This is a genomic window from Pseudarthrobacter sp. 10T415 (genome assembly GCF_056394175.1).
On record NZ_JBFTHJ010000010.1, the window covers coordinates 37665 to 60143 of the forward strand.

A 22479-nucleotide genomic window follows, 5' to 3' on the forward strand; every position below is an offset into this window, starting at 1 on the left:
CCGCCCGGTTCCGGACGCGGAGGTGACGGCGTGACCGTCTTTGAATCCGTCCTGGACGGCATCGGGGGCACGCCCCTGGTCCGCCTGCGCCGCCTCGGGGCGCGATTCCGTCCAAGGATCTACGCCAAGTTGGAATTCCAGAACATCGGCGGCAGCGTCAAGGACCGGGCGGCGCTGTCCATGATCCGGGCCGCCGAACGCGAGGGGCTGCTCCGTCCCGGCGGGACGGTGGTGGAAGGAACCAGCGGCAACACCGGCATCGGGCTGGCCATGGTGGCGGCGCAGCTGGGGTACCGGGCCGTGATTTTCGCCCCGGCGGCAACCGCTGGGGAGAAGGTCCGGCTGCTGCGGGCCTACGGCGCCGAGGTGCATCTGGTGGCCGATTTCGTTCCGCGCGACCATCCGGGCCATCTGGCTTCCCGGGCTGCCGCGTACACCGCAGCCACCCCCGGCGCGTGGCTTGCCCAGCAGTACGACAACCCCGCCAACCCAGCTGCCCACTGGCACACCACGGGCCCTGAGATCTGGGATGACACGGAAGGGTCCGTCACCCATCTGGTGGCGAGCGTGGGAACGGGCGGCACGCTGTCCGGCACCGGCGGTTTCCTGAAGGACGCCAGCGGCGGTTCGGTGCGGGTGGTGGCGGCTGATCCGGAGCATTCCCGGTACGGCGGCGGCGACGGTGCGCTGAAGTACGGGGAAGGCGCCGGCCATGCCCTGCACCCCGAATCCGTGGAGGACATCTGGCCGGAGGCGTTCGACACCGGCGTTGTGGACCAATACATCCGGGTCAGCGACCGTGACGCGATTTATACCGCCCGGCGGGCAGCCCGCGAGGAGGGGCTGCTGACTGGAGCAACGGGCGGAACGGCGCTTGCTGCCGCACTGACCCTGGCGGAAGGCCTGGACGAGTCCCACACCATCGTGGTGGTACTTCCCGATTCAGGGCGGAACTACCTGTCCACCTATTTCGACGACGGCTGGCTCGCCTCGCTGGGCTTCCTCGAACCGGACAGTCCCCGGGGAACCGTGCGGTCGCTGCTGCCTTCCGTTGACGCCGAAGGACCGGCGCCCGGAGTGCCGCTTCTGCCGTCAGGGCAGGCTGTTGGCGAGTCGATAGCCCTCCTGCGCGCACGGGGACTGGGGCCCGCCGATCCCGCTTTCCTGGTCCTGGACCGCGGCGCGCGGCACGGCACTGTCCACCCCAGGGAGGTCCTGGCTGCCGTAACCCTCGAGTCGCTGCAGGCGCTGGAGTCCCAGGCCGGGCCATCGGCGGCGTCCCTCCTTGCCGCAGTGCCCTACCGTGCGGTGGGGGTTGGAACACCTGTGCCCGGCGCTGCGGGCGACGACGGCGTCGGTGGGGCCGACGAAGGGGTGGCTGGCGAGGACGTGGCTGGCGGGAATGTGGCTGACGGCGATGAGCCCACCCGGGGCGCGCTTGTTGCTGCAGGCACAGGCACGTCAGCCCATGAAGTATTGGCGGTCCTGGTTGACGGGCGGATCACGGCAGCCGTGCCTGCCGGCTGGCGGGCCGGTGTACGGGGCGCGGACGCCGCGGCGGCGGGCTCAGTAACCTTCAGCCGGTAATGGAACACCATGCCGTCCTCGTTCTCACGGCTCCCTGAGATGCCGGCGACGGCCATCGAGGGACCGGCCACGGCCTCGGCCCAGGCATGGGCTTCGTCCCAAAAAACTTCCTGGGGCCAGCGCGGATAGTCGAGCAGCATGGCCACGGACAATGTCAGCTGCGGCGGCCCGTAGCCGGCGCAGGTGCCGAACCCCAGGATGTCCACCGACGAGCCTTCGGTGAGGAGCGACGGGTGCCGGGGCATCGTTGTCACGGCGCTTTCAAGCCCGTCCGCGTAGACGTCCCGCTGAGCAAGGGAGCAGAGCCGGGCGCGGAAGGCGGCCAGGTCTGCTCCGCAGAGCATGTTGATCCTATGGGTGAGAGTGGCTGGCACACGGTCTCCTGTGGTGGCTGGTGTTGAGGCTGCTGTTTGCGGTCCGGACAGGTGGCGTCACGGCACCGCGGCCCTGCCGGTCAAGGTCGCCGGCGCTGCTGCCGTAGGTTCCGGGGTGGGTGGTTCTGGGGTGCCGGCTTTTGAAGTGACATCATTTGAAGCGACGGGTGTTGCAGTGCGCGGCAGGAGTACTCCTGCGTCTGCCGTCCGGCGAGCCAGACGGACTCCTTCGAGGTGGCCGAACATCCGGCGCGTGCCGGCGTCGCTCCTGATCCAGATCACGCCGGAATCGGCCGTCTTGGCGTCCACGGTTCCGTGAAACGAGAACCCGTCAGGCAGGTGGACGTCAACCAGGTGCCCCGCGTCGAAACCTCGCCAGTCCTGGCCCTGATCAGCGGCTTCCTCGTGTCCACGGGCTGCCTTGCCCCCGGAGGATCTGCGCGGCTTGGCGGAGGATCCCCGCCGCCGTCGCGATCCCTGTCGCACGTTCACATCGGTACTGGGCCCGGCCGCATCCTTGCGGTGTTCGTCGCCAGCAGTTGCTCCGCCGGCCACTTCTTTGCGTGCCGCCGGCGCCGGCGGCCCCGGGTTTGCGTCCATTGGTTTCCCCCTGTTGATGCCTGTGCCATCACACAACCACCGGGGTGGGGGCATCACAACACTGTCCGCAATGCGCCGTCGCGCAAGGCAAAACATGTCCCCGTGTTGCCCTAAGTGACTGCCGGAGACGCCCTGTTTCCCGCTGGTTGGATGCAGCCTGCCCCACCGATAGCCTGTCGGTTCAAGGACCGGTCCAGCGCCGGTTGGAAGCACCGACCGGAGGCGCGGGTTGGAAGTAAAGACGAGGCCGGCCGAACCCCACGGCGGAAGGGCAGGAACATTGACAGTCCCCACACAGGCATTGGAGACCGCCGTGATTCGCACGGTGCGGGAATCTGAATATGAGGCCGTCGGTGAGCTGACCTTCCGTGGTTTTGGGCACCACTTGCCGGGAGCCAAGCAGCCCGACGCCGAGCGGCTGGACCTGCTGGCGGACGCCGCGGCCCGGGCAGCGGCCGGCGAGCTGCTGGTAGCCGAGGACACCACCACCGGTGAACTGCTGGGCACGGTGACGGTGCTGCAGCACGGTTCGGCCCTGGCGCGCCAGGCAGAGCCGGGTGAAGCGGAAGTCCGGCTGCTGGCCGTGCTGCCCGAAGCCCGGCGCCGGGGACTCGGGTGGCTGCTGCTGGACCGGGCGTTGGAAATCGCCGTGGCACAGGGTGCAGAGCGGATCGTCCTCGACACCGGCGTGGACAACCACGGGTCCCAAAACCTCTACGAGCGGTACGGCTACGTGCGCCGCCCCGACCGCGAGAAGCCCCGGCCCGCACCCAAGGTCCAGCTCGCCGTCTTCACCCTGGACCTCGCAAGCAGCTAACCACTCCCCCGACTGGCCTGGCCGCAGAAGCCGCGCCTCCAAACCGCGCGCCGTCGAGCCCATTCCTAAGCTTCTTCGCAGAACCGCGCCTTCACGGTTCTGATCTGCGAACAAGCCTCTGACCAACGGCCACTGGCATCCCGGCACCCGGGCGAAGCCCGGCGGACAGCAGCTTCCGCCGGAGTTTGTCGGGATCCACCAGATCGGCCCACCGCCAGCGGACGAAGCCGTGGCACAGCGCGCGGATACGGTCCTCGCGGAGCTTCTCCCGGTAGACGGCTTCCTCTGCAGTCATCCCGTCCCGCTGCGCGGTCTCGACATACTTGCCCTTGCCGTCGAACTCCCCCACCACGCCGTGCCGCGGCCACCAGAAGTCGCTCCTGCCAATGAAGCCCGCACCGTCGTTGAAGACGTGCTGCAGTACGGGCTGCTCGAACCCGAGAAACTCAAAAACGGCCCGGCTGTAGGACTCTCCGACGGACTCGGGCAACGGGCTGGCAAGGGCAACCACACGTTGTGCGCGGCGCCGGCCAGCCGCCGTAGGAAGCTCTGCGATGCCGGCCGCAACTCCCGGCACGGTCAGCAGGCTGTCGCCGGGACCAAGGACGCCCGTCCCTCGAAGCCTGCGGGCAGCGCCGTCGGCAACCACCAGGGCCTGGTCCAACTCCTCGGCTGCCAGGACATCCAACGTGGTCCGGATCAGCCCTGAACACAGGAATTCCCCAGACCGGATGGGCTCCGGCACGGCTCCAAGCCGGTACCGGAGTGGGTAGGACCGCGTCCGCCGGACTTCCTCCGCCGCGCCGCTCTCGCCCAGGACCAGGACCGTGGATTTGCGGGTTCCGCTGCGGCCGGGAAGGGTCGTGGCCAGCTCAACGCAGGGCGGCGTCCCCAGCGTGGGCAGCCCACTGGCAACGGCTGCCGTTTGCCCGCACAGAACCGCACCTTTGACGGACCTGGCCACCGCCGTCGTCGTCCATGCGAAGCGTTCGGAAGGGCGCGCCCGCAGCCAGTCCTCAGTGTGCATGTAAAAGCCGCGCCGGATCCGGACCAGCTGACCCGCCCGGAAGGCTCGGTGCAGGGTGTCGGTGGTGGCGCCGGTGCGCAGGATGGCAGCGGTATCGATCAGCCCAGGCGGGATCTCCATCCCCACAGAATGCAGGTCAAACAGCCCACACGGCAGTCAGCGAAACCCCTATGTGGACAGCCGTCGGACCGCCTCGAGGGAGCCCTAAGCCTGTTCGCGGATCAGAACCGTAACGGTTCGGATTCGCGAACAAGCCCGGGAAAAACGAAACCTACAGGACCGGAAGGACCTCAAGGCCGCCCAGGTACTTCTGCAGGGCCTTGGGCACGTTGACCGAACCATCGGCATTCTGGTGGTGCTCCAGCAGGGCAACAATCCAGCGGGTGGTGGCCAGGGTGCCGTTCAGCGTGGCCACGGCGCGTGTGCCCTTGGCGACGCCCTCGGCGTTGACCGCACGCTCGCGGATGTTCAGGCGGCGGGCCTGGAACGTGGTGCAGTTCGAGGTGGAGGTCAGTTCGCGGTAGGCGCCCTGGGTAGGGACCCAGGCTTCGCAGTCGTACTTGCGTGCCGCGGAGTTGCCGAGGTCGCCGGCCGCGGTGTCGATGACCCGGTAGGGCAGCTCGCACTTGGCCAGCATTTCCTCTTCCCAGGCCAGCAGCCGCTGGTGCTCGGCGGCGGCCTCTTCAACAGTGGTGTAGATGAACATCTCCACCTTGTTGAACTGGTGCACGCGGATGATGCCGCGGGTGTCCTTGCCGTGCGATCCGGCTTCGCGGCGGTAGCAGGAGCTCTGGCCGGCGTAACGGATGGGGCCGGCGGAGAAGTCCAGGATCTCGTCGGCGTGGTACCCGGCCAGGGCCACCTCCGAGGTGCCCACCAGGTAGAGGTCGTCTTCAGCGAGACGGTAGATCTCGGCGTCGTGCTTCACGTCGAAGCCCGTGCCCTGCATGGTCTCCGGGCGCACCAGCGTGGGCGTGATCATGGGGACGAAGCCGGCATCGATGGCCTGCTCCATGGCCATCTGCAGCAGCGCCATCTCCAGCCGGGCACCGACGCCGCGGAGGAAGTAGAAGCGTGAACCGGAAACTTTGGCACCGCGTTCCATGTCGATGGCGCCGATCAGCTCGCCGATCTCCAGGTGGTCCTTGGGCTCGAAGTCCGGGAACTCGCGCGGCGTGCCGACGGTCTTGACCACCACGTAGTCGTCCTCGCCGCCTTCGGGAACGCCGTCCTCAACGAGGTTGGGGACGGTGCGCAGCAGTTCTTCCTGCTTGGTCTGCGCGGCGTCTGCCTCGGCGGACGCGGCCTTGACCGAGTTGGCCAGTTCCTTGACCTCGGCCAGCAGCGCCTGCTTTTCCTCGCCCTTGGCCTGCGCCACCTTCTTGCCGAACACGTTCTGCTCGGCCCGGAGGTTTTCGTAGCGGATCAGCGCGGCACGGCGGGCGGAATCCGCGGAGATGATCGCGTCCACCACTGATTCGTCCGCGCCGCGGGCGCGCTGGCTGGCACGGAACTTGTCCGGGTTTTCGCTGAGGTCTTTTACGTCGATCACCTGACAAGGGTATCCAATACAGCGCACGACGGCGGGCGGCCGGGACAGATGGGTCCGGCGCGCCTTCCGCCGGGCTACTGTGGAACCACCATGAGCGACTGGATTCTCTACCTGCTGACAGCGGTGGCCCTTGCCTTTGCCATCTCCAGCTGGTGGGGCGTACGCCGGCTGAAGGCCCTGCATATGCGCAGCGCCGTGGCCGGCGACGCCTATGATCCCGGCCTGGAAAAGCAGCGGGTGGCGGTGATCATCAACCCCATCAAGGCACGCGCAGCCGAGGCACGGGCGGCCATACAGCGGGCCTGCCTCACCGCCGGCTGGGATGAGCCGGTCTTTTACGAGACCACGGCCGAGGACCCCGGTTTCACCCAGATGCAGGCAGCCCTGGCCACCAAACCGGACGTCGTCCTGGTGGGCGGCGGAGACGGCACGGTCCGGGTGGTGGCCGAGGCACTGGCGCACACGGATGTGGCCATGGGACTGATCCCGCTGGGGACGGGCAACCTGCTGGCACGGAACGTGGACGTGGACGTCACGGACCTGCACGGCTCCGTCCAGACCGCGCTCTTCGGCCGGCAGCGCTCCATCGACACGGCCCGGATGGCCATCGAGAATTCCCGCACGGGCACCTATTCGGAGCACGTTTTCCTGGTGATTGCCGGGATCGGCATGGATGCAGAGGTCCTGGCGGATACGAACGACGGCCTGAAGAAGGCGGTGGGCTGGCTCGCCTACACCGAGTCCGGCATGCGGCACCTTCCAGGCCGGCGCAAAAAGGTGTCCATCTCCCTGGACGGCAGCCCGGAACAGGTCCGGAACATCCGCAGCGTGCTCTTCGCCAACTGCGGCCTGGTGCCCGGCGGCATCGACCTCATTCCGCAGGCCATGATCGACGACGGCATGCTGGACGTGGTGGTGATGAGCCCCCGCAGTGCGCTCGGCTGGCTGCTGATGTACGGCAAGATCATCTTCAAGCACAGCGGAAAGCTGCCGATCATGACCGTGTACCGGTCCGGCAGGATCGTCATCAAGTGCCCGGAACCGATGCCCACGCAGCTGGACGGCGACACGTCAGGTGAGGCAACCAAGCTCACGGTTCAGGTGCAGCCGGCGTCCCTGCTGGTGCGGGTCCGGGGGATTTCCGGGCCCGACGTCGGGACTGCCGCTTAGCGGATCAGCCGCCGGTGCGGGGCAGGACTCAGTGGTGGTCCGGCTTGGTTTCTTTGGCGGCCTCCGAGGCGGCCTTTGCGTGGGCACGTTCCTCTGACTGCTCGCGGATCATCGCCTGTTCTTCCTCGAAGCGCAGGCGGTCGGCGCGGTCGGCGTCGTCGCCGTCCCAGTCCTGGTTGTCGGCGGAGGGCTTGGGGTTGACGATCATCCCCTGGCCATCGTTCTCGGTGCTGCTGCCGGCTGACATGACCCGCTCCCTTCGTTAGGGGCCACTCTTCATGTGGATCAGGCAAGCATACGCACAGTGCAGAACCCGGGGAAGTACCCCGGGCGGCATTTACCTACGCTGTGGGCGAAGGTCCGGAACCGCTTTCCACCTGCAATAATTCCGTGTCCAGTATGGATTCCACCCAGTTCCGGGACGCCGCGAAGGCACGGTCCGAGGTGTGCGGTTGAACCTCGATGGGCTGCCGGTCCGCCCGTGGGTATGAGCCGAGGAAGCGGGTTGCGGGGCTGATGCGGTGGAGCCCGGCCAGTGCGTCAGCCATCCTTGCGTCGCCCACATGCCCGTCGGCGTCGATGCTGAAGAAGTAGTGGCCCAGGTACTGGCCGGTGGGCCTGGATTCGATCCGGCTCAGGTTCACGCCGCGGTTGGCGAACTGGTCCAGGATTTCCATCAGGGCGCCGGGACGGTCCTCAGGCAGCGGGACCGCCACTGTGGTTTTGTCTGCGCCCGTGCGTTCCGGAAGCTTTCCGGGACGGCTCACCAGTACGAAGCGGGTGACTGCGCCCGGGTTGTCGCCAATGTTCTCGGCCAGCACCGGGAGGCCGGGCTGTTCCTGCGCAACCAGGGGAGCGCAGATGGCGGCGTCGTAATGGCAGTCAGGCTCCAGCAGGCCCATTGCGGCAGCAGCCGTCGAGGATCCGGGAACGTATTCCGCACCGGGAATATGCTGATCCATCCAGAGACGGCACTGCGCCCACGCGTGGCCATGCGTGGAGATCCTGCGGACGTCGCCGAGGCGGGTGCCGGGACGTGCCACCAGCACGAAGCTGATGGGCACCAGCACTTCCCGGACGATCCGCAGTTCCTGGCCGCCGGCGATCGCGTCCAACGTGGCAGTGACTCCGCCCTCCACGGAATTCTCGATGGGCACCATGGCAGCATGGGCGGAGCCTTGCCGGACTGCATCCAGGGCGGCGTTCACGTTGGAAGCAGGCACCCGGACGGCGTCCCCCGCACCGGGCACCTGCATCAGCGCCGCTTCGGTGAACGTTCCTTCGGGGCCGAGGAACGAATAGGTGGGCACAGCGCCGGGCACTAAAGCACCATCGGCTTGAGCCCGTTGTCGGAGACCAGGGGCTTGCCCGACTCCAGCCACTGGTCCATGCCGCCCGAGACGTTGATCGCCGTATAGCCCTGCCCGGTCAGCCACTGCGCGGCACGGAAGGAGCGGCCGCCGGTGCGGCAAATGACGTAGACGTCAGCGTCCGGGTCGAGCTCGTCGAGCCGGGCCGGAATCTGGTCCAGGGGGATGTGCAGGGCACCTTCTGCGTGGCCGGCAACCCACTCGTAGTCTTCCCGGACGTCCAGGATGACGGCGTCATCAGGAACATCGTTGACGGGCACGGAATCGAAGTCGCTCATGGGGAATCCCTTCGTGGCAGATCGAAAGTCAGCTTCCAGCCTAGTGCTTGCACCCCGCCGAAGGGCCTGCGGCCGGGCACGTTACGCTTCTAGGAGACCCCCAGGAGGACCAGTGCCCGAAGAGCTCCACAGCCTCTCCGCCGTCCAGTTGCGGGATGTCCTGCGCGGCGGCCAGGTCTCGGCCGTGGAAGCTGCGGAACATTTCCTGGACCGGATTGGGCAGCGCAATCCGCTGCTGGGGGCCTTCATCACCGTGACGGCGGAGCAGGCCATCGAACAGGCCCGTGCCGCGGACGCCCGCCACTCCCGCTCCCGCACCGGCGAACTGCCACTGCTGCACGGGATGCCGCTGGCCTTCAAGGACCTGACCGATGTTGCCGGTGTGGTGACCACCCACGGCAGCGCCGCCCTTGACCACAAGCCGGCACCCGCGGATGCGCCCCTCGTGGCGCACCTCAGGGAAGCCGGCGTCATCTCCCTCGGCAAGACTCAGGTGCCCGAATTCGGCCTGACGGCCTACTCCGAAAACCGCGTTGCACCGCCGTCGCGCAATCCGTATGCCCCCAGCAGGAGCTCGGGCGGCTCCTCCGGCGGCAGCGCTGCCGCCGTGGCCGCCGGTCTGGTCCCCTTCGCTCCCGGGACCGACGGCGGCGGTTCCGTTCGGATCCCGGCGGCGGCCTGCGGGCTGGTGGGCCTGAAGCCGGGCCGCGGCGTGGTGCCCAGCGGGGAAAGCCAGGGCGATCCGGCCCGGCTGGTGGTCGCAGGACCGCTGGCCAGGACCGCCGCCGACGCCGCCCTGATGATGGACGCGCTGGTTCCGGATGCCGGCTACCTGGCCGCCCTGGAGCGGGAGCCGCGGAAGCTGCGCATCGGCGTCACACTGGACAGCCCGTGGTCGGCAACCTTCCCCTTCACGCCTGACCAGGAAGCCCTGGACGCCCTGGCGGCGGGCGAGCGGCTCCTGGAACACGCGGGGCATACGTTCGGTGAAGCGGCGATCCGCTACGACAACAGGTACCCCGATGCATTCACCACGGCCTGGACCGCCGGCGTAGGCAGCGCCCGCATTAGCCCGCACCGGGAAGCGCTGCTCGCGCCACTGACCCGCACCTTCCGCCGCCGGGCACAGCAGCGGAGCCCCGCCAAGCTGTCCGAGGCCCTAGCCTTCCTGCGGCAGTTCCAGCACGACACCGTGGCGCAGTACGCCGAATGGGACCTCATGCTGATGCCTGCCCTGGCGCAGACGCCCCGGCCGGTGGGCTGGTTTACCGGGACGGGCCACGGCGGCGAGCGGTGGCCGGCGGCGCAATGGCCAGGAGACGCCGACGGCGACTACCGGAAGCAGTGCGAATTCGCGCCCTGGTCTTCCATGATCAATGTGTGCGGACTGCCGGCCATCAGCCTCCCGGTCCACTGGACAGAAGGTACCCCGGGCCAGGGCCTGCCGATGGGAATCCAGCTGGTGGGGCCCATGGGCTCGGAACAGCTGCTGCTGCAGGTGGGGCACCAGCTGGGCCTGTAACGGTGCCCGTCCTGTTGATCTGCTCCTAACGCTCCCTTAACCCGCACGTAACCCGGCGGGAGCAGACTGGGAAGGCGTCACGTCCATCCAGCCACCGCTCGACGGGGAGTTGCCCACTATGAACGCCGAATACCCCACCACCACGGACGCCGGCATTTCCGGGCAAGTGGACGAAACCCGGCCCGACCTGAGCAACGCCAACGTCCGTGAGGACCTGGCGCTGACCGGCCGCTGCGCCCTGGTCCATCTGCCCTCCGGCAGGACCTGCCTCCTGCCCCTCCGCCACCCGGGGCCGTGCGATTTCCACGGGCCCGCCGAGGCTGCGGACGTGGTCTCCGCCAGCCAGTAGCCGCCCCCTCCAAAGTGGTGCCGCCCGGGCCCGGATCCGTTCCGTCCGGGTGTCGACTCCCCGGCTTTTCGGGAGGACGATTAAAGCGCAGTCACTGGAAGGAGGTCTGTGATGTGCTACGGATACAACAAGGATTTCGGGCGGAGCGACAAGAAGGAAACCAGCCGCAAGCCTGAAGCCAAGCAGGAAACCCCGGTAGGAACTCCGGAACCGCGGGTCAAGGCACAGGACTACACGTTCTGGGCCTTCCCGAGTTGGCGCAGGTCGCCAACACCCCGCACCCCCTCCGCAGAGCGGAGCGAGGAGCGGGTCTGACTCCGCAGCATCGGGACGGGCCTCCACGGCCCGTCCCGCCCCCGTTAACCGGCCGATGGGTTCCACAGGGGAGAATAGCGGTATGCGCGCAGCCTACGTCCACGCCGCCTCGCTCCGGATGGGGTACGACGGCGATACCGGGGCGTCGGGGGCGGCCATCACCTTGGCGCTCTGCGGACAGTGGGAGCACCCGCCGCCGTGCCCGCTCGCCGCCCACCACACGGCCACCACCCGCACGTCGGCGCAACAGAACGCCGCTCAGCAGCACGGCGTGCAGCAAGACGACATGACGCTGAACCTGCGGACCGTCTTCGCGGCCGAGCCGGAGCAGGAAGGCGAGGTCCGCCGTCGGATCCGCGCTGCACTGGCCCAGGGCTCGCAGACGGGCCCGGAGGGCACGACGTCGCGCTGGACCCTGCTGGCGGATGAAGCGGGTGAGTTGACGGCAGCGGAACGCATCCACGCTGAACGCCTTGCCGGCACCTGAAGCGATATCTGTTGTGCTGCGCGGATCCCCGCGGCTAGGGTTGGGTGATAAGCATGCTTAGCATCAGGAAGGGGATGAACATGAGCGCCGGACAGACCACGCCAGAATCCAACGGACGGCAGGAGCCAGGGGCCGGAACGCCCTCCCCCGGCCTCGCAGGCGGAGCCGACAGCACCGCCCCCTACAGCAATGCACCCTCATACTCCCCGGATACACCCGCCGCAGGCACCGCCACCGCGCCCACCAGCGGGCCGGCCCAGCGCCAGGTTACCCGGACCGGTGTCATCTGGGCGGCCGTGGTGGCCGCACTGGTGCTGCTGATCCTGCTGATTATCTTCATCCTGCAGAACCAGGAGCAGGCGCTGGTGAAGTTCCTGGGCCTGGAGGGATCCGTCCCGCTGGGCATGGCGCTGTTCATCGCCAGTGTGACCGGCGGAGTCCTGGTGGCGGCAGCCGGCGGCGCCCGGATCCTGCAGCTCCGGGCCAGCGCACACCGGGCACGGGTGCGGCAGCGCCGCTAAAGCAGTAACAGCAGAGCCGCGGCCGGCACTGCGTCGCCGGCAGGGCATCCTGGCGAGGCAGACCAACAAAAAGCGTCCAGCACACAAGCAGTACCGAACAGCGGCGGGCACCAGCACGGTGCCCGCCGCCGTCGTCGGGGCCTAACTGCCGAGGTTCCGGAATTTCCTTGCCCGCGACGCCACCAGTTGGGACACGGGCACCGCGGCAACGGACGCGAGCTCGTACTCAATGGCGTGCGCCATCCGTGCGCAGAAATCGCGCGGTTCGAGGGACGCGTCGTGGCGCTCGTCCACAATGTGGTCCACCAGCCCGTTGGCGTAGAGGGACGCCACGTTGACGCCCTGCGCCTGGGCCATCGCGGGGGCGAAATCCGTGGTGCGGTGGACAATCGCACTCGCGCCCTCGGGCGGCAGCGGCGACAGCCAGCTGTGTTGCGCCGCGATGGTCCGGTCCGCCGGCAGCAGGGCCAGTGCCCCTCCCCCGGCGCCCTGGCCCAGCAGGACCGAGACCGACGGCGATTCGAGCCCGATCAGTTCGTGCAGCGAGCGGGCGATTTCCCCGGCCAGGCCGCCTTCCTCGGCTTCCTGTGAGAGGGCTGCACCGGCGGTGTCGATAACCGTGAGCAGCGGCAGCCGCAGTTCCTCGGCCAGCTTGGCGCCGCGCCGCGCCTCGCGCAGCGAACCGGGCCCCATTCCGGCGGCGTCCTTCCGGAGCGGGCGGGCGTGGCCCAGCACGATGCAGGACTGCGTGCCGAACCGGGCCAGGGCCAGCAGCAGCCCGGGATCCTTTTCGCCCTGCCCGGTGCCGTTGAGCGGGAGGGCATCGCTGGCACCGTACTTGAGGAGCTGGCGGAGATCGGGCCGGCGCGGTTGGCGGGAAATCTCGATGGAGGTCCAGGCGTCCACCTCGGCGGGCCGGACGGCCAGCGTGGCCGGGGCCTCAGGCCAGGCAGCGGAGCCGGAAGCCCGGCGCGGCATCAGGATGTCCAGCGCCCTGCCCACCAGTTCTGCGAGCTTGCCGGGTTCCACCACACCGTCGATCAGGCCCTTGCTGAACAGGTTCTCGGCCACCTGGACGTTGTCCGGGAAGGCTTCGCCGTGCAGCGCCTCGTAGACCCGCGGGCCCAGGAACCCCAGCAAGGAGCCCGGCTCGGCCACGTTGATGTGGCCCAGGGATCCCCAGGAGGCCATGACGCCGCCGGTGGTGGGGTGGCGCAGGTAGACCAAGTAGGGCAGGCCTGCCTGCCGGTGGGCCCGGACGGCCGCGGTGATCTTAACCATGGACAGGAACGCCAGGGTGCCTTCCTGCATGCGGGTACCGCCCGAGGCGGTACCGGCCAGCAGCGGCAGGCCCTCCGCCGTGGCGCGCTCCACCGCAGCCACGATCCGTTCGGCAGCGGCGTGGCCGATCGAGCCGGCCAGGAAAGAAAATTCGCTCACGATCAGCGCCACCCGGCGGCCGCGGATCAGGCCGGCGCCGGTGAGCACGGATTCGTCAGTGCCGCTGCGTGCCCGCGCCCTGGCGAGGTCGGCCGCGTACTCCTCGCTCAGGGCCGGCTGCTGCGGTTCGGCGTCCCACGACGTGAACGAACCGTCGTCCACCACGGCGTCCAGCAGTTCCGCGGCGCTGAGGTGGCGCACCTTTTCCGACGTCGGCATGCTATTCCGCCCCGGCCGGCGCGTCCGCGGCAGCGACGGGAACCAGCCCCAGCCACTCCCTGATGGATCCGCCGTCGGCGTCCAGGAGCGGCGGCGCAGCGTGGTCCTTCACGGTCGTCTCCGCGGCGTCGCCCTGGGCGAAGAACCGCAGCGGCGGACCGGGCAGGCTGACCGTGCCAAGCAGGGGGTGTTCCACATCCACCACCAGGCCCTGCGAGGCCACCTGCTCCCAGGCGTACACCTCGTCCAGCGAGCGGACCTTCCCTGCCGGGATCCCGGCGTCGTTCAGCTTCTCCAGCAGTTCCACCGCGCCGTACTGGGCGAAGGCGCGTTCGACGGCGGCAATCACCTCCTGGCGGTTCCGCACCCTGTCGGCGTTGCTGGCGAAACCGGGCGCGGCAGGGTCAAGGCCGAAGGCGGCGGCGAAGGAAGCCCACAGCTTCTCGCTGCCCACGCTGATCTGGACGCTGCCGTCCTTGCAGTTGAACAGGCCGTAGGGCGCGATGGACGGGTGGTGGTTGCCCTGTGCCTGCGGGACTTCGCCGGCCACGGTGGCGCGCGTGCCCTGGAAGGCGTGGACCCCGATCAGGGAGGCGAGCAGCGACGTGCGGACCACCTTGCCCTGGCCGGTGCGTTCGCGTTCAACCAGCGCGGCCAGCACGCCGGTGGCGCCGTTCATGCCGGCCAGCAGGTCGGCGATCGGCACGCCCACACGCTGCGGATCGTCCGGGCCGGACCCCGTGAGGGACATCAGCCCTGCCTCGCCCTGGAGGATCTGGTCGTAGCCGCTGCGCTGGGATTCTGGGCCGTCATGGCCGAAGCCGGTGATGGAGAGGATCACCAGCCGCGGGTTGAGCTCGTGCATGGCGGCGGTGGAGAAGCCCAGCCGGTCCATGACGCCGGGCCGGAAGTTCTCGATCACCACGTCCGCCCGTTCCAGCAGCCCGCGGAGCACTGCCTGCCCGTCACTGCTCTTCAGGTCCAGGCTGATGGATTCCTTGTTGCGGTTGCAGGACATGAAGTAGGTGGACTGCAGGTCATCCTCGGGGCCCACGAAGGGCGGGCCCCAGCCGCGGGTGTCATCGCCGGTTCCGGGGTTCTCCACCTTGATGACGCGTGCGCCGAGGTCGGCCAGCATCATGCCGGCGTGCGGGCCGGCCAGGGCACGGCTCAGGTCGACGACGGTGTGCCCGGCCAGGGGGCCTTGCTGACGGTCAGCTGCATTCATGTGCTGGTTCCTTTACTGAAGTGCGTGGCGCGGAGCGCTGGCGGGGTGGAAATGTGGAGGCTACAGCCAGCCGGGGACTACCAGCGCCAGCCAGGCGAGGATTGGTCCGGCAACGATGACGATGCCGCTGTAGCCCAGGATCTGCTTGTAGAACTTGTCCTTGTCCACGCCCTCGGGCGCATTGGCCAGGACCAGGGCGCCGTTGGTGGAGAAGGGCGAGACGTCCACGATGGTGGCGGCGACGGCCAGTGCGCAGATGACGCCGACGGCGCCGATTTCGCCGGTGGACAGGAAGGGCACGGCGAGCGGGATGAGCGCGGCCAGGATGGCGGTGGAGGACGCGAAGGCCGAGACGATGGCGCCGATGAAGCAGATGAGGAGCGCTGCCACCAGGGGCATGCCCATACCGGCAACGCCGTTGGAGACGAATTCGATGGTGCCTGCTTCTTCGAGCACCCCAACGAAGGTCAGCATGCCGCAGATCAGCAGCACGGTGGACCAGCTGATCTTGTTGATGGCGCCCTTCTGGGCCGCGGGCGAGACGAGGGCCAGGACGATGGCGATGGTGATGGACACGAAACCGACGTCCATTTTGAAGCCCAGGGCGACGACGGCGAGCACCACCAGGCCGGCGATGGTCACCAGCTGCGGGATCCGCTGGGAGCGTTCCCTGGTGGCGGCAACGCCGTCGCCTGCGGGGTCGCGGGGGCCGTACATGCCGGAGCCGAAGCCCTTGAAGGCAACGTCCGTGCCGGCCTTGGCACCCACGCTGACGGACATCCGCGCTTCGGCAGCCTGCTCCACGAAGTGCCCCACGCGGGAGGACAGCAGCGCCCGGCCGCCCAGGACGGCGAAGAGCACCACGGCGATGACGACGTTGAAGATCAGGCTGCTCAAGAACAGCGCCGTGGGGCTGAAGGCGAGGTCCGTCTTGGCGATGATGCCGTTGACGGTGACGCCATAGACCGCGATGGGCGAGAACCCGCCGGCCTGGGCGCCGTGGATCACCATCATGCCCATCAGCAGCGGGCTGATCTTGTACTTGCCGGCAAAGCTGAGGGCGATGGGGGCAATAATCGCGACGGCGGCCGGGGACAGCGCGCCAACAGCGGTGATGACGGCGGTGATGGCAAACATGACCCAGGGAATGAGGGCAACGCGGCTGCCCACCAGCCTGACGGCGCCGCGGACCAGGAGGTCGATGGTGCCGTTGTTCTGCGCAATGGCGAACAGGTAGGTGACGCCGACAATCGTCAGGAAGAGGCCACCCGGGGAAGTTGGCCAGGATCTCGTTCGTGGACATGCCCAGCACCAGGGCGCCCAGCAGGAAGGCGCCCACGAAGGCGAGGGCTCCCATATTGAGGGGCAGCACGGTGGCTAACAGGAACATCGCCGCCAGGATGATGATCGATAGAACAGGAGCGGACATCGTTGGTCCTCCATTGGGGAAAGAAAAAGTGTGACGTGAGTTACTGGCTCACTGGACTAGCCTCTTAGACAGTGAGTCTATCTGTCAATAGCAGCGCGCTGTATTCTTAGGGGACCGACGATGTAGCGAGGGCTTTGTGGAGAAGACAGCACGGCTGGGACTGGAACGGGTTTCGCGGCCAAGGCTTTACGAACAGCTGGTGGAGCAGATCCTTGCCTACATCGAATCGGCGCAGCTGAAGCCCGGCGACCTCCTGCCGGCAGAGCGCGACCTCGCCGAACGGCTGGGGGTCTCGCGCGCCACCCTGGCCCAGGCACTCGTGGCGCTGGAAGTGCTGGGCGTCATCGATGTGCAGCACGGGACGGGAGCCGTGCTCGCCCGGCGGCCCAGCGTTGCGTCAGTAATCAAGGGCCTCCGCGAACACCGGAGCCGGCTGCCGGAAATCGTCGAGGCACGGAGCACGCTGGAAGGAAAACTGGCCGCACTGGCCGCTGCGAGGCGCACGGACGAGGACCTGAAAGCGATCGATCACGCTCTCGAGGTCATGGCCACGGAAATCAGCGACGGCGACCGCGGCACCCATGGCGATGAGCTCTTCCACGAGGCGATCACCGCAGCAGCGCATTCCTCGGTGCTGGCGCAGCTCATGGCATTCATCGCCGAAATGATCCTGGAAACGCGGATGGAGTCCCTCGGGCAACCGGGGCGGCCGGAACAGTCACTGGCCTCACACCGGCGGATTGCCGATGCCATCCGGGACCAGGACGCGGAGGCCGCAGCAGAGGCGATGCTGGCGCACATCGAGCTGGTGTCCGACGTCGAACTCCTCCGCTGACCCCGCTCCCCCATCCGCGGCTAAACGGCAGATGCCCCGTCAGATGGGTTCCTAAAACCGGGTTTCAGGAACCGGATCTGATGGGGCATGCGGGGTGGCGGCGGTCAGTACCCGTAACTTGAGGACGAGTACGAGGCCAGCCCGATGATGAGCAGCAGCCAGAAGCCGCCGTACCCCAGCAGGCAGAGGTAGCCCAGGACCAGTCCGGTGATGGACATGCCCTTGCCCGCAGGTTCGCGCTTGAGGGCCATGTGGCCGGTGATGATGGCGGCAAGCTGCGGAAGCATCAGCCATCCCATGATCACTGACGCGATGCCGCACACCATGCTGGCGATGCTGAGGGTCTTGGGCTCGGCCTGCATGCCGTAGTACGCCGGCTGTCCGTACTGGGCCTGCTGCCCGTACAGGCCCGGCTGGGCGTAGGGGCTGGCGCCGCTGTACTGGTTGCCGTACTGGTCATTGCCATACTGCGGGCCACCGTACTGGTTGCTGCCGTACTCCGCGGAAAGGCCCGGGTACAGCGGCGGCGGGGGGATGTCGGAGCCCGGCGCGGTGGTTCCGTGCAAAGGCACGAACGGCGGCGGTTCATACCCCGACGGCGGCGCGGGCGGAGTGCCGTCGCTGCCGGACGGGTTGTGCCACTGGGAGTCAGGGCGCTGGGAAGGCTGGTCAGTCATGGTTTTCCCCCTGGAATGTTGCTTCCAGCCTATCGCCTGCGGCGGCTTTCCGGGCGCCGTCAGTGCAGGACCAGCTTGACGGCCAGGCCAAGCATGACGATGCCGATTCCGAGGTCCAGGAACCGCCAGGTGCGCGTGCTGCCGAGCACCCCGGACAGCGCCCTGGCTCCGTACCCCAGCGCGGAGAACCACGCGATGCTGCCGGCAACGGCGCCGCCGGCGAAAACCCACCGGAGGTCCGAGCCCTGCTGGTTGGCCAGGCTTCCCAGGAGCACCACCGTGTCGAGGTACACGTGCGGGTTCAGGAACGTCAGCGCCACAGTACTGGCCACCACCGACCCCTTGGACCGGGGCGTGCCCTGCGCAAGGGCGGACGGCTTTAGCGCCGAGATGAAGGAGCGCACCGCGAACCAGGCGAGGTAGGCAGCTCCGCCCCACCGGAGGACTTCGAGGGCTTCGGGAAAGCGGGTCACCAGAGCGCCGATTCCGGCGGTCCCGCCCAGGATCAGGGCAGCGTCACCGGCCATGCACACGGCAACCACCGCGCCGATGTGCTCGCGGCGGACGCCCTGGCGGAGCACGAAGGCATTCTGGGCACCGATGGCAACGATCAGCGCCAGCCCCGTCAGCATCCCGGTGATTCCTGTCATCAACATGCATCCGACGGTACGGACCACAGGATCTAAAGACAAACGATTGATTCTTTGCCTACATTAGAATTTCTTCATGAACCTCGAGCATCTCCGCGCACTGATGGCCGTCATTGATGAAGGCACCTTCGAGGCCGCGGCCGATCTCCTGCGCGTCACTCCGTCCGCCGTCAGCCAGCGCATCAAGGCGCTGGAGGCTTCCACGGGGCAGGTCCTGGTGCGCCGGCGGGTCCCCTGCGTTCCCACCGACGCCGGAGTCGTGCTGCTCCGGATGGCCCGCCAGGTGCAGGTCCTCGAGGCCGAAGCGTCAACTGCGCTGGGCACCGCCACAGCCTCCCGCGCCACCCTGCCGGTGGCCATCAATGCGGATTCGCTGGCCACGTGGTTCGTGCCCGTCCTCGCCGTGGCGGCCACGTGGCAGGACACCACCCTGGACCTCCACGTCGAGGACCAGGGCTTCAGCAGCCAGCTCCTGCGCCAGGGTGACGTCATGGGTGCCGTCACCTCCGATCCCGCCCCCGTCAGCGGTTGCCGGGTGGAGCTGCTGGGCCACATGCGGTACGTCCCGGTGGCCGCAGCCGCCCTGCGTCAACGGTTCACCAAGGGCAGCTCGGTGGACTGGGCCCGGATGCCGGTCCTGAAATTCAATGCCAAGGACAACCTGCAGCGCGGGCTGCTGGCGGCGAAAGGCGTCGGGCAGGTTCCGCCCACCCACACGGTTCCGTCGTCGGAAGGGTTCCTGGCGGCCATCAAAGCCGGCCTGGGGTGGGGCATGCTCCCTGAATTGCAGCTCGGCAACGAGCTGGCCCGCGGCTCGCTGGTCCTCCTCGGGAAGAACGCCCACGAGGATGTGCCGCTCTACTGGCAATCCTGGTCACTGGACTCGGAGCGGCTCCGCCGGATGGGCGAGGCGGTCCGCGACGCCGGCCTTGGCAAGCTGCGCACAACCGCTTCGGAGAACGGCCGCAGTGCCGGCAGCAAACTCAGCGCATCCAGAACGGCAGCACGTAGACCGCAAAAATAACGAAGGCCGCCAGGAGCGCAAGCCTGCCCGCGCTGGTGCCGCCCCGCGCCTGCGGTTTCCCGTTTCGGTTCCGGCCGGCAGCGGTTCGGGCCGCTCCGCCGGCGCCTGCCGGCGGGACGGCACGCCCGGCGGGATGCCGGGAAACACTGCCGCTCCGGCTCCGGTCAGGACCGGTTGTCCGGTGATTGTCCGTGCTGCGACGGTCCGCGCCGGGAGCGCCCGTCCGCGGACCGGCGTTTCCTGGACCGGCCGGCGGGAGGCCGCCCGCAGGCCGCACCACGGTTCCCGGCCGGACATTCCGGAACGCCGTGATGCCGGGCTCCTGCTCGTGGGTAAGTTCCTCCCCCAGTTGGGCATAAAGTCCCACGACTGCCTGGTGGTCCAGTACCGGCGGCAGCGCCTCGATGGTAGCCACCACGCGCTGGCTGCCCGCGACGGCGACATCGGAGTTCGTCACGCCAAAGAGGTCAGGCTGGGCGGCCATGCAGATCAGCGGCCGGACCAGCCGGCGGTGCGGCGGCGCCAGCACGGAGGCGACGGCGGCGCACTGCGCCAGTGCGCCTTCCACTGCCTGGGTCCGCGCATACCGGCCCTGCCAGAGCACTCCCGATGCCACCCGCACCTCGCCGGTCCAGTTTTTGGAATCGACCACCACCACGCCGCCGGGCCCCACCAGGACGTGGTCCAGGTTGGCCTTGGGCCGGCCGGGCCAGTGCACGTCGTGCAGCACGTACCAGCCGTGCGGGACCAGTTCGCTGAGCTTGTCCGCCACCACGCGTTCGCCCACGGCCCCCGCATCCCACGCCTTTGTGGAGCGCTCGGCCGCATCCAGCCGGCGTTTGAGCCTGGCTACCCGCTCAGCGGCCAGCCTGGACTGTTCGGCTGCCCCGTCTCCTGCCCCCATGGTGCGTCCCTGCTTCCGTGCCGGACGGGCGAAAAGCGGCGGGCCGCCGTCGTCCCCTGCTGTGGTTGTTCGAGCCGGGAGGCTGTGGATAGCCTTCCGGATTTTTCGAAAGTAACAGCGCGCGCAGGGGCCGGTATATAGGTACTTTTCGGGGCATGTACTCAGGTTGGCTACTTGGTTAACGGCTCGTTTTCGATGACGTGCCGCCGTCACAGGGGCCGGAATGTGGGCCTGCCGTTTTGACTCCGGCGAGGTTCTGGCATGCTAGGTCCCATGGCTAGCCGCGCGGGTACAGTTGCCCAACCCCAGGACCTTGTTGACATCACAGCGCTCCTCGATGCGTACTACGACATCTCGCCGGACCTGGGTGACCCAGGCCAGCGCGTGGTGTTCGGCACGTCGGGTCACCGCGGATCGAGCCTGAAGGCCTCGTTCAATGAAAAGCACATCGTGGCCATCACCCAGGCCATCGTCGAATACCGGGCGGCGCAGGGCGTCACCGGCCCCCTGTTCCTTGCCAAGGACACCCACGCCCTGAGCGAGCCGGCACAGAACTCGGCCCTCGAGGTCCTTGCCGCCAACGGCGTCCAGGTGCTGGTCGACGCCCGGCACGGCTACACGCCCACCCCGGCACTGAGCCACGCAATCCTCACCTACAACCGGAACGCCGGTGCCGGCGCCCCGCAGGCGGACGGCATCGTGGTCACCCCCAGCCACAACCCGCCGCAGGACGGCGGGTTCAAGTACAACCCGCCGCACGGCGGCCCGGCAGACTCCGACGCCACGGGCTGGATCGCCAACCGCGCCAACGAACTGCTCGAAAACGGCCTGCGCGGCGTCAAGCGCATCCCGCTGGCCGACGCCCAGGCAGCGGACACCACGGGCAAGTTCGATTTCCTCTCCAGCTACGTGGACGACCTTCCGTCCGTCCTGAACCTGGACGCCATCCGCGACGCCGGAGTCCGGATCGGTGCCGACCCCATGGGCGGCGCCTCCGTGGACTACTGGGGCGAGATCGCCGAGCGCCACCACCTGAACCTCACCGTGGTGAACCCCACCGTGGACCCGCAGTGGGCCTTCATGACCCTGGACTGGGATGAGAAGATCCGCATGGACTGCTCATCGCCGTCGGCCATGGCCTCGCTGATCCAGCGGATGACCGTTGGCGCGGACGGGTCCACCGCCTACGACATCGCCACGGGCAACGACGCGGACGCGGACCGGCACGGCATCGTTACGCCGGACGGTGGCCTGATGAACCCGAACCACTACCTCGCCGTGGCCATCGACTACCTGTACCGCAACCGCAGCGGCTGGAACCCGGCATCGGTGGTGGGCAAGACCCTGGTGTCCTCCTCCATCATTGACCGCGTGGCGGAAAGCCTGGGCCGCAAGCTGGTGGAGGTTCCCGTGGGCTTCAAGTGGTTCGTCCCCGGGCTGCTCTCCGGCGACGGGGCGTTCGGCGGCGAGGAATCGGCCGGCGCGTCCTTCAACAAGCTGGACGGCAGCGTCTGGACCACGGACAAGGACGGCATACTGCTGGCCCTGCTCGCATCCGAGATCACCGCCGTCACCGGCAAGTCCCCGTCGCAGCTGTACAAGGGCCTCACGGACCAGTTCGGCGCACCTGTCTACGCCCGGATCGACGCCGCCGCCACGCGGGAGCAGAAGTCGGCACTCGGCAAGCTCTCGCCGTCGGACGTCACCGCTACGGAACTGGCAGGCGAGGCGATCACCGCCAAGCTCACCGAAGCCCCCGGCAACGGCGCTTCCATTGGCGGCCTGAAGGTGGTCACGGAAAACGCCTGGTTCGCCGCCCGCCCGTCCGGCACCGAGGACGTCTACAAGATCTACGCCGAGTCCTTCAAGGGCGAGGAGCACCTGAAGCAGGTCCAGGCCGAAGCCAAGGCCCTGGTGGACAGCGTCATCGCCTGACCCGCGTCCGCCCGCCTGTGCTGGCCCCAAGCCAAACGCGCGCTCACTAGCGGCGGTTAAAAGGCGAACGCCCGCTCACTAACGGTGGTTAAAACGCTAACGCCCGCTCACCTGAAGTGAGCGGGCGTTAGCTTCTTAAGCCCGCGGATGCGAGCGCGCGTTCGTGGGA

The 22479-nt window shown here is 68.3% G+C and carries 22 protein-coding genes and 1 pseudogene; 11 read left to right on the plus strand and 12 right to left on the minus strand.

The features are described from left to right. Positions 1-30: 30 nt before the first annotated feature. A complete protein-coding gene (locus AC1DBN_RS13745) occupies positions 31-1587 on the plus strand; it encodes a PLP-dependent cysteine synthase family protein (protein ID WP_477723460.1) in 1557 nt (518 codons plus the stop codon). Between the two features lie 431 nt (positions 1588-2018). Here AC1DBN_RS13745 and AC1DBN_RS13750 read toward each other — a convergent pair whose 3' ends face one another. Next, positions 2019-2561 (minus strand): hypothetical protein, encoded by a 543-nt coding sequence (locus AC1DBN_RS13750; protein WP_477723461.1) that lies wholly within the window; start codon positions 2559-2561, stop codon positions 2019-2021. Positions 2562-2874: 313 nt separating this feature from the next. Here AC1DBN_RS13750 and AC1DBN_RS13755 point away from each other — a divergent pair, with 313 nt between their 5' ends. Next, complete coding sequence (locus tag AC1DBN_RS13755; protein ID WP_477723462.1) at positions 2875-3378, plus strand: GNAT family N-acetyltransferase; 504 nt, start codon at positions 2875-2877, stop codon at positions 3376-3378. 91 nt (positions 3379-3469) lie between these two features. Here AC1DBN_RS13755 and AC1DBN_RS13760 read toward each other — a convergent pair whose 3' ends face one another. Then, positions 3470-4525, minus strand: a complete 1056-nt coding sequence (locus AC1DBN_RS13760) for a hypothetical protein (RefSeq protein WP_477723463.1) — start codon at positions 4523-4525, stop codon at positions 3470-3472. A 151-nt stretch (positions 4526-4676) separates the two neighbouring features. Further along, a complete protein-coding gene (gene serS, locus AC1DBN_RS13765; RefSeq protein ID WP_091717360.1) occupies positions 4677-5957 on the minus strand; it encodes a serine--tRNA ligase in 1281 nt (426 codons plus the stop codon). A gap of 90 nt (positions 5958-6047) precedes the next feature. Here serS and AC1DBN_RS13770 point away from each other — a divergent pair, with 90 nt between their 5' ends. After that, the gene (locus AC1DBN_RS13770) at positions 6048-7127 is read left to right on the plus strand and encodes a diacylglycerol/lipid kinase family protein (RefSeq protein ID WP_314212208.1); all 1080 of its coding nucleotides are present in this window, start codon (positions 6048-6050) and stop codon (positions 7125-7127) included. 28 nt (positions 7128-7155) lie between these two features. Here AC1DBN_RS13770 and AC1DBN_RS13775 read toward each other — a convergent pair whose 3' ends face one another. The 3 genes from AC1DBN_RS13775 to AC1DBN_RS13785 form a co-directional block, all read right to left on the minus strand. After that, positions 7156-7374: a hypothetical protein gene (locus AC1DBN_RS13775; RefSeq protein ID WP_091717356.1), complete on the minus strand. Its 219-nt coding sequence runs from the start codon at positions 7372-7374 to the stop codon at positions 7156-7158. Between the two features lie 94 nt (positions 7375-7468). Next, entirely contained in the window at positions 7469-8449 is a 981-nt protein-coding gene (gene pheA / locus AC1DBN_RS13780; RefSeq protein ID WP_314212212.1) for a prephenate dehydratase, read from the minus strand. Then, complete coding sequence (locus AC1DBN_RS13785) at positions 8449-8775, minus strand: rhodanese-like domain-containing protein (RefSeq protein WP_091717352.1); 327 nt, start codon at positions 8773-8775, stop codon at positions 8449-8451. The genes pheA and AC1DBN_RS13785 overlap by 1 nt, the downstream gene beginning before the upstream one ends. A 112-nt stretch (positions 8776-8887) precedes the next feature. Between AC1DBN_RS13785 and AC1DBN_RS13790 the strand changes: the two genes are divergently transcribed. The 5 genes from AC1DBN_RS13790 (at position 8888) to AC1DBN_RS13810 (ending at position 11969) form a co-directional block, all read left to right on the plus strand. After that, entirely contained in the window at positions 8888-10297 is a 1410-nt protein-coding gene (locus AC1DBN_RS13790; RefSeq protein WP_314212215.1) for an amidase, read from the plus strand. A 118-nt stretch (positions 10298-10415) separates the two neighbouring features. After that, positions 10416-10646 (plus strand): hypothetical protein, encoded by a 231-nt coding sequence (locus tag AC1DBN_RS13795; protein WP_091717348.1) that lies wholly within the window; start codon positions 10416-10418, stop codon positions 10644-10646. A 111-nt stretch (positions 10647-10757) separates the two neighbouring features. Then, positions 10758-10961: a hypothetical protein gene (locus tag AC1DBN_RS13800; protein WP_091717346.1), complete on the plus strand. Its 204-nt coding sequence runs from the start codon at positions 10758-10760 to the stop codon at positions 10959-10961. A gap of 82 nt (positions 10962-11043) precedes the next feature. Continuing rightward, positions 11044-11448 carry a hypothetical protein gene (locus AC1DBN_RS13805; protein WP_091717344.1) on the plus strand — a complete coding sequence of 135 codons (405 nt, stop codon included), beginning with the start codon at positions 11044-11046 and terminating at the stop codon, positions 11446-11448. 80 nt (positions 11449-11528) lie between these two features. Next, positions 11529-11969, plus strand: a complete 441-nt coding sequence (locus AC1DBN_RS13810; RefSeq protein ID WP_091723769.1) for a LapA family protein — start codon at positions 11529-11531, stop codon at positions 11967-11969. 141 nt (positions 11970-12110) lie between these two features. Here AC1DBN_RS13810 and AC1DBN_RS13815 read toward each other — a convergent pair whose 3' ends face one another. The 3 genes and pseudogenes from AC1DBN_RS13815 to AC1DBN_RS13825 form a co-directional block, all read right to left on the minus strand. Further along, on the minus strand, positions 12111-13628 hold the full coding sequence (locus AC1DBN_RS13815) for a carboxyl transferase domain-containing protein (RefSeq protein ID WP_091717342.1): 1518 nt from the start codon (positions 13626-13628) through the stop codon (positions 12111-12113). A 1-nt stretch (position 13629) separates the two neighbouring features. Beyond that, on the minus strand, positions 13630-14856 hold the full coding sequence (locus tag AC1DBN_RS13820) for a CaiB/BaiF CoA transferase family protein (protein ID WP_091717340.1): 1227 nt from the start codon (positions 14854-14856) through the stop codon (positions 13630-13632). A 60-nt stretch (positions 14857-14916) separates the two neighbouring features. Then, positions 14917-16285: pseudogene (locus AC1DBN_RS13825) on the minus strand (SLC13 family permease). A gap of 136 nt (positions 16286-16421) precedes the next feature. Here AC1DBN_RS13825 and AC1DBN_RS13830 point away from each other — a divergent pair. Then, positions 16422-17120, plus strand: coding sequence for a FadR/GntR family transcriptional regulator (locus AC1DBN_RS13830; RefSeq protein ID WP_091717336.1), 699 nt, complete (start codon positions 16422-16424; stop codon positions 17118-17120). A gap of 104 nt (positions 17121-17224) precedes the next feature. On the opposite strand, the gene AC1DBN_RS13835 is transcribed toward AC1DBN_RS13830, so the two are convergent. Continuing rightward, positions 17225-17797, minus strand: coding sequence for a DUF4190 domain-containing protein (locus tag AC1DBN_RS13835; protein WP_477723464.1), 573 nt, complete (start codon positions 17795-17797; stop codon positions 17225-17227). Positions 17798-17856: 59 nt separating this feature from the next. Further along, positions 17857-18429 (minus strand): LysE/ArgO family amino acid transporter, encoded by a 573-nt coding sequence (locus AC1DBN_RS13840; RefSeq protein ID WP_477723491.1) that lies wholly within the window; start codon positions 18427-18429, stop codon positions 17857-17859. A 94-nt stretch (positions 18430-18523) separates the two neighbouring features. Here AC1DBN_RS13840 and AC1DBN_RS13845 point away from each other — a divergent pair, with 94 nt between their 5' ends. Continuing rightward, positions 18524-19471: a LysR family transcriptional regulator ArgP gene (locus AC1DBN_RS13845; protein ID WP_091717330.1), complete on the plus strand. Its 948-nt coding sequence runs from the start codon at positions 18524-18526 to the stop codon at positions 19469-19471. On the opposite strand, the gene AC1DBN_RS13850 is transcribed toward AC1DBN_RS13845, so the two are convergent. Further along, positions 19431-20375, minus strand: a complete 945-nt coding sequence (locus AC1DBN_RS13850) for a nuclease-related domain-containing protein (protein WP_091717328.1) — start codon at positions 20373-20375, stop codon at positions 19431-19433. The two genes, AC1DBN_RS13845 and AC1DBN_RS13850, sit on opposite strands and share 41 nt — an antisense overlap. Positions 20376-20648: 273 nt before the next feature. Here AC1DBN_RS13850 and pgm point away from each other — a divergent pair, with 273 nt between their 5' ends. After that, on the plus strand, positions 20649-22310 hold the full coding sequence (gene pgm, locus AC1DBN_RS13855; RefSeq protein WP_197676728.1) for a phosphoglucomutase (alpha-D-glucose-1,6-bisphosphate-dependent): 1662 nt from the start codon (positions 20649-20651) through the stop codon (positions 22308-22310). The last annotated feature ends 169 nt before the right edge of the window (positions 22311-22479 follow it).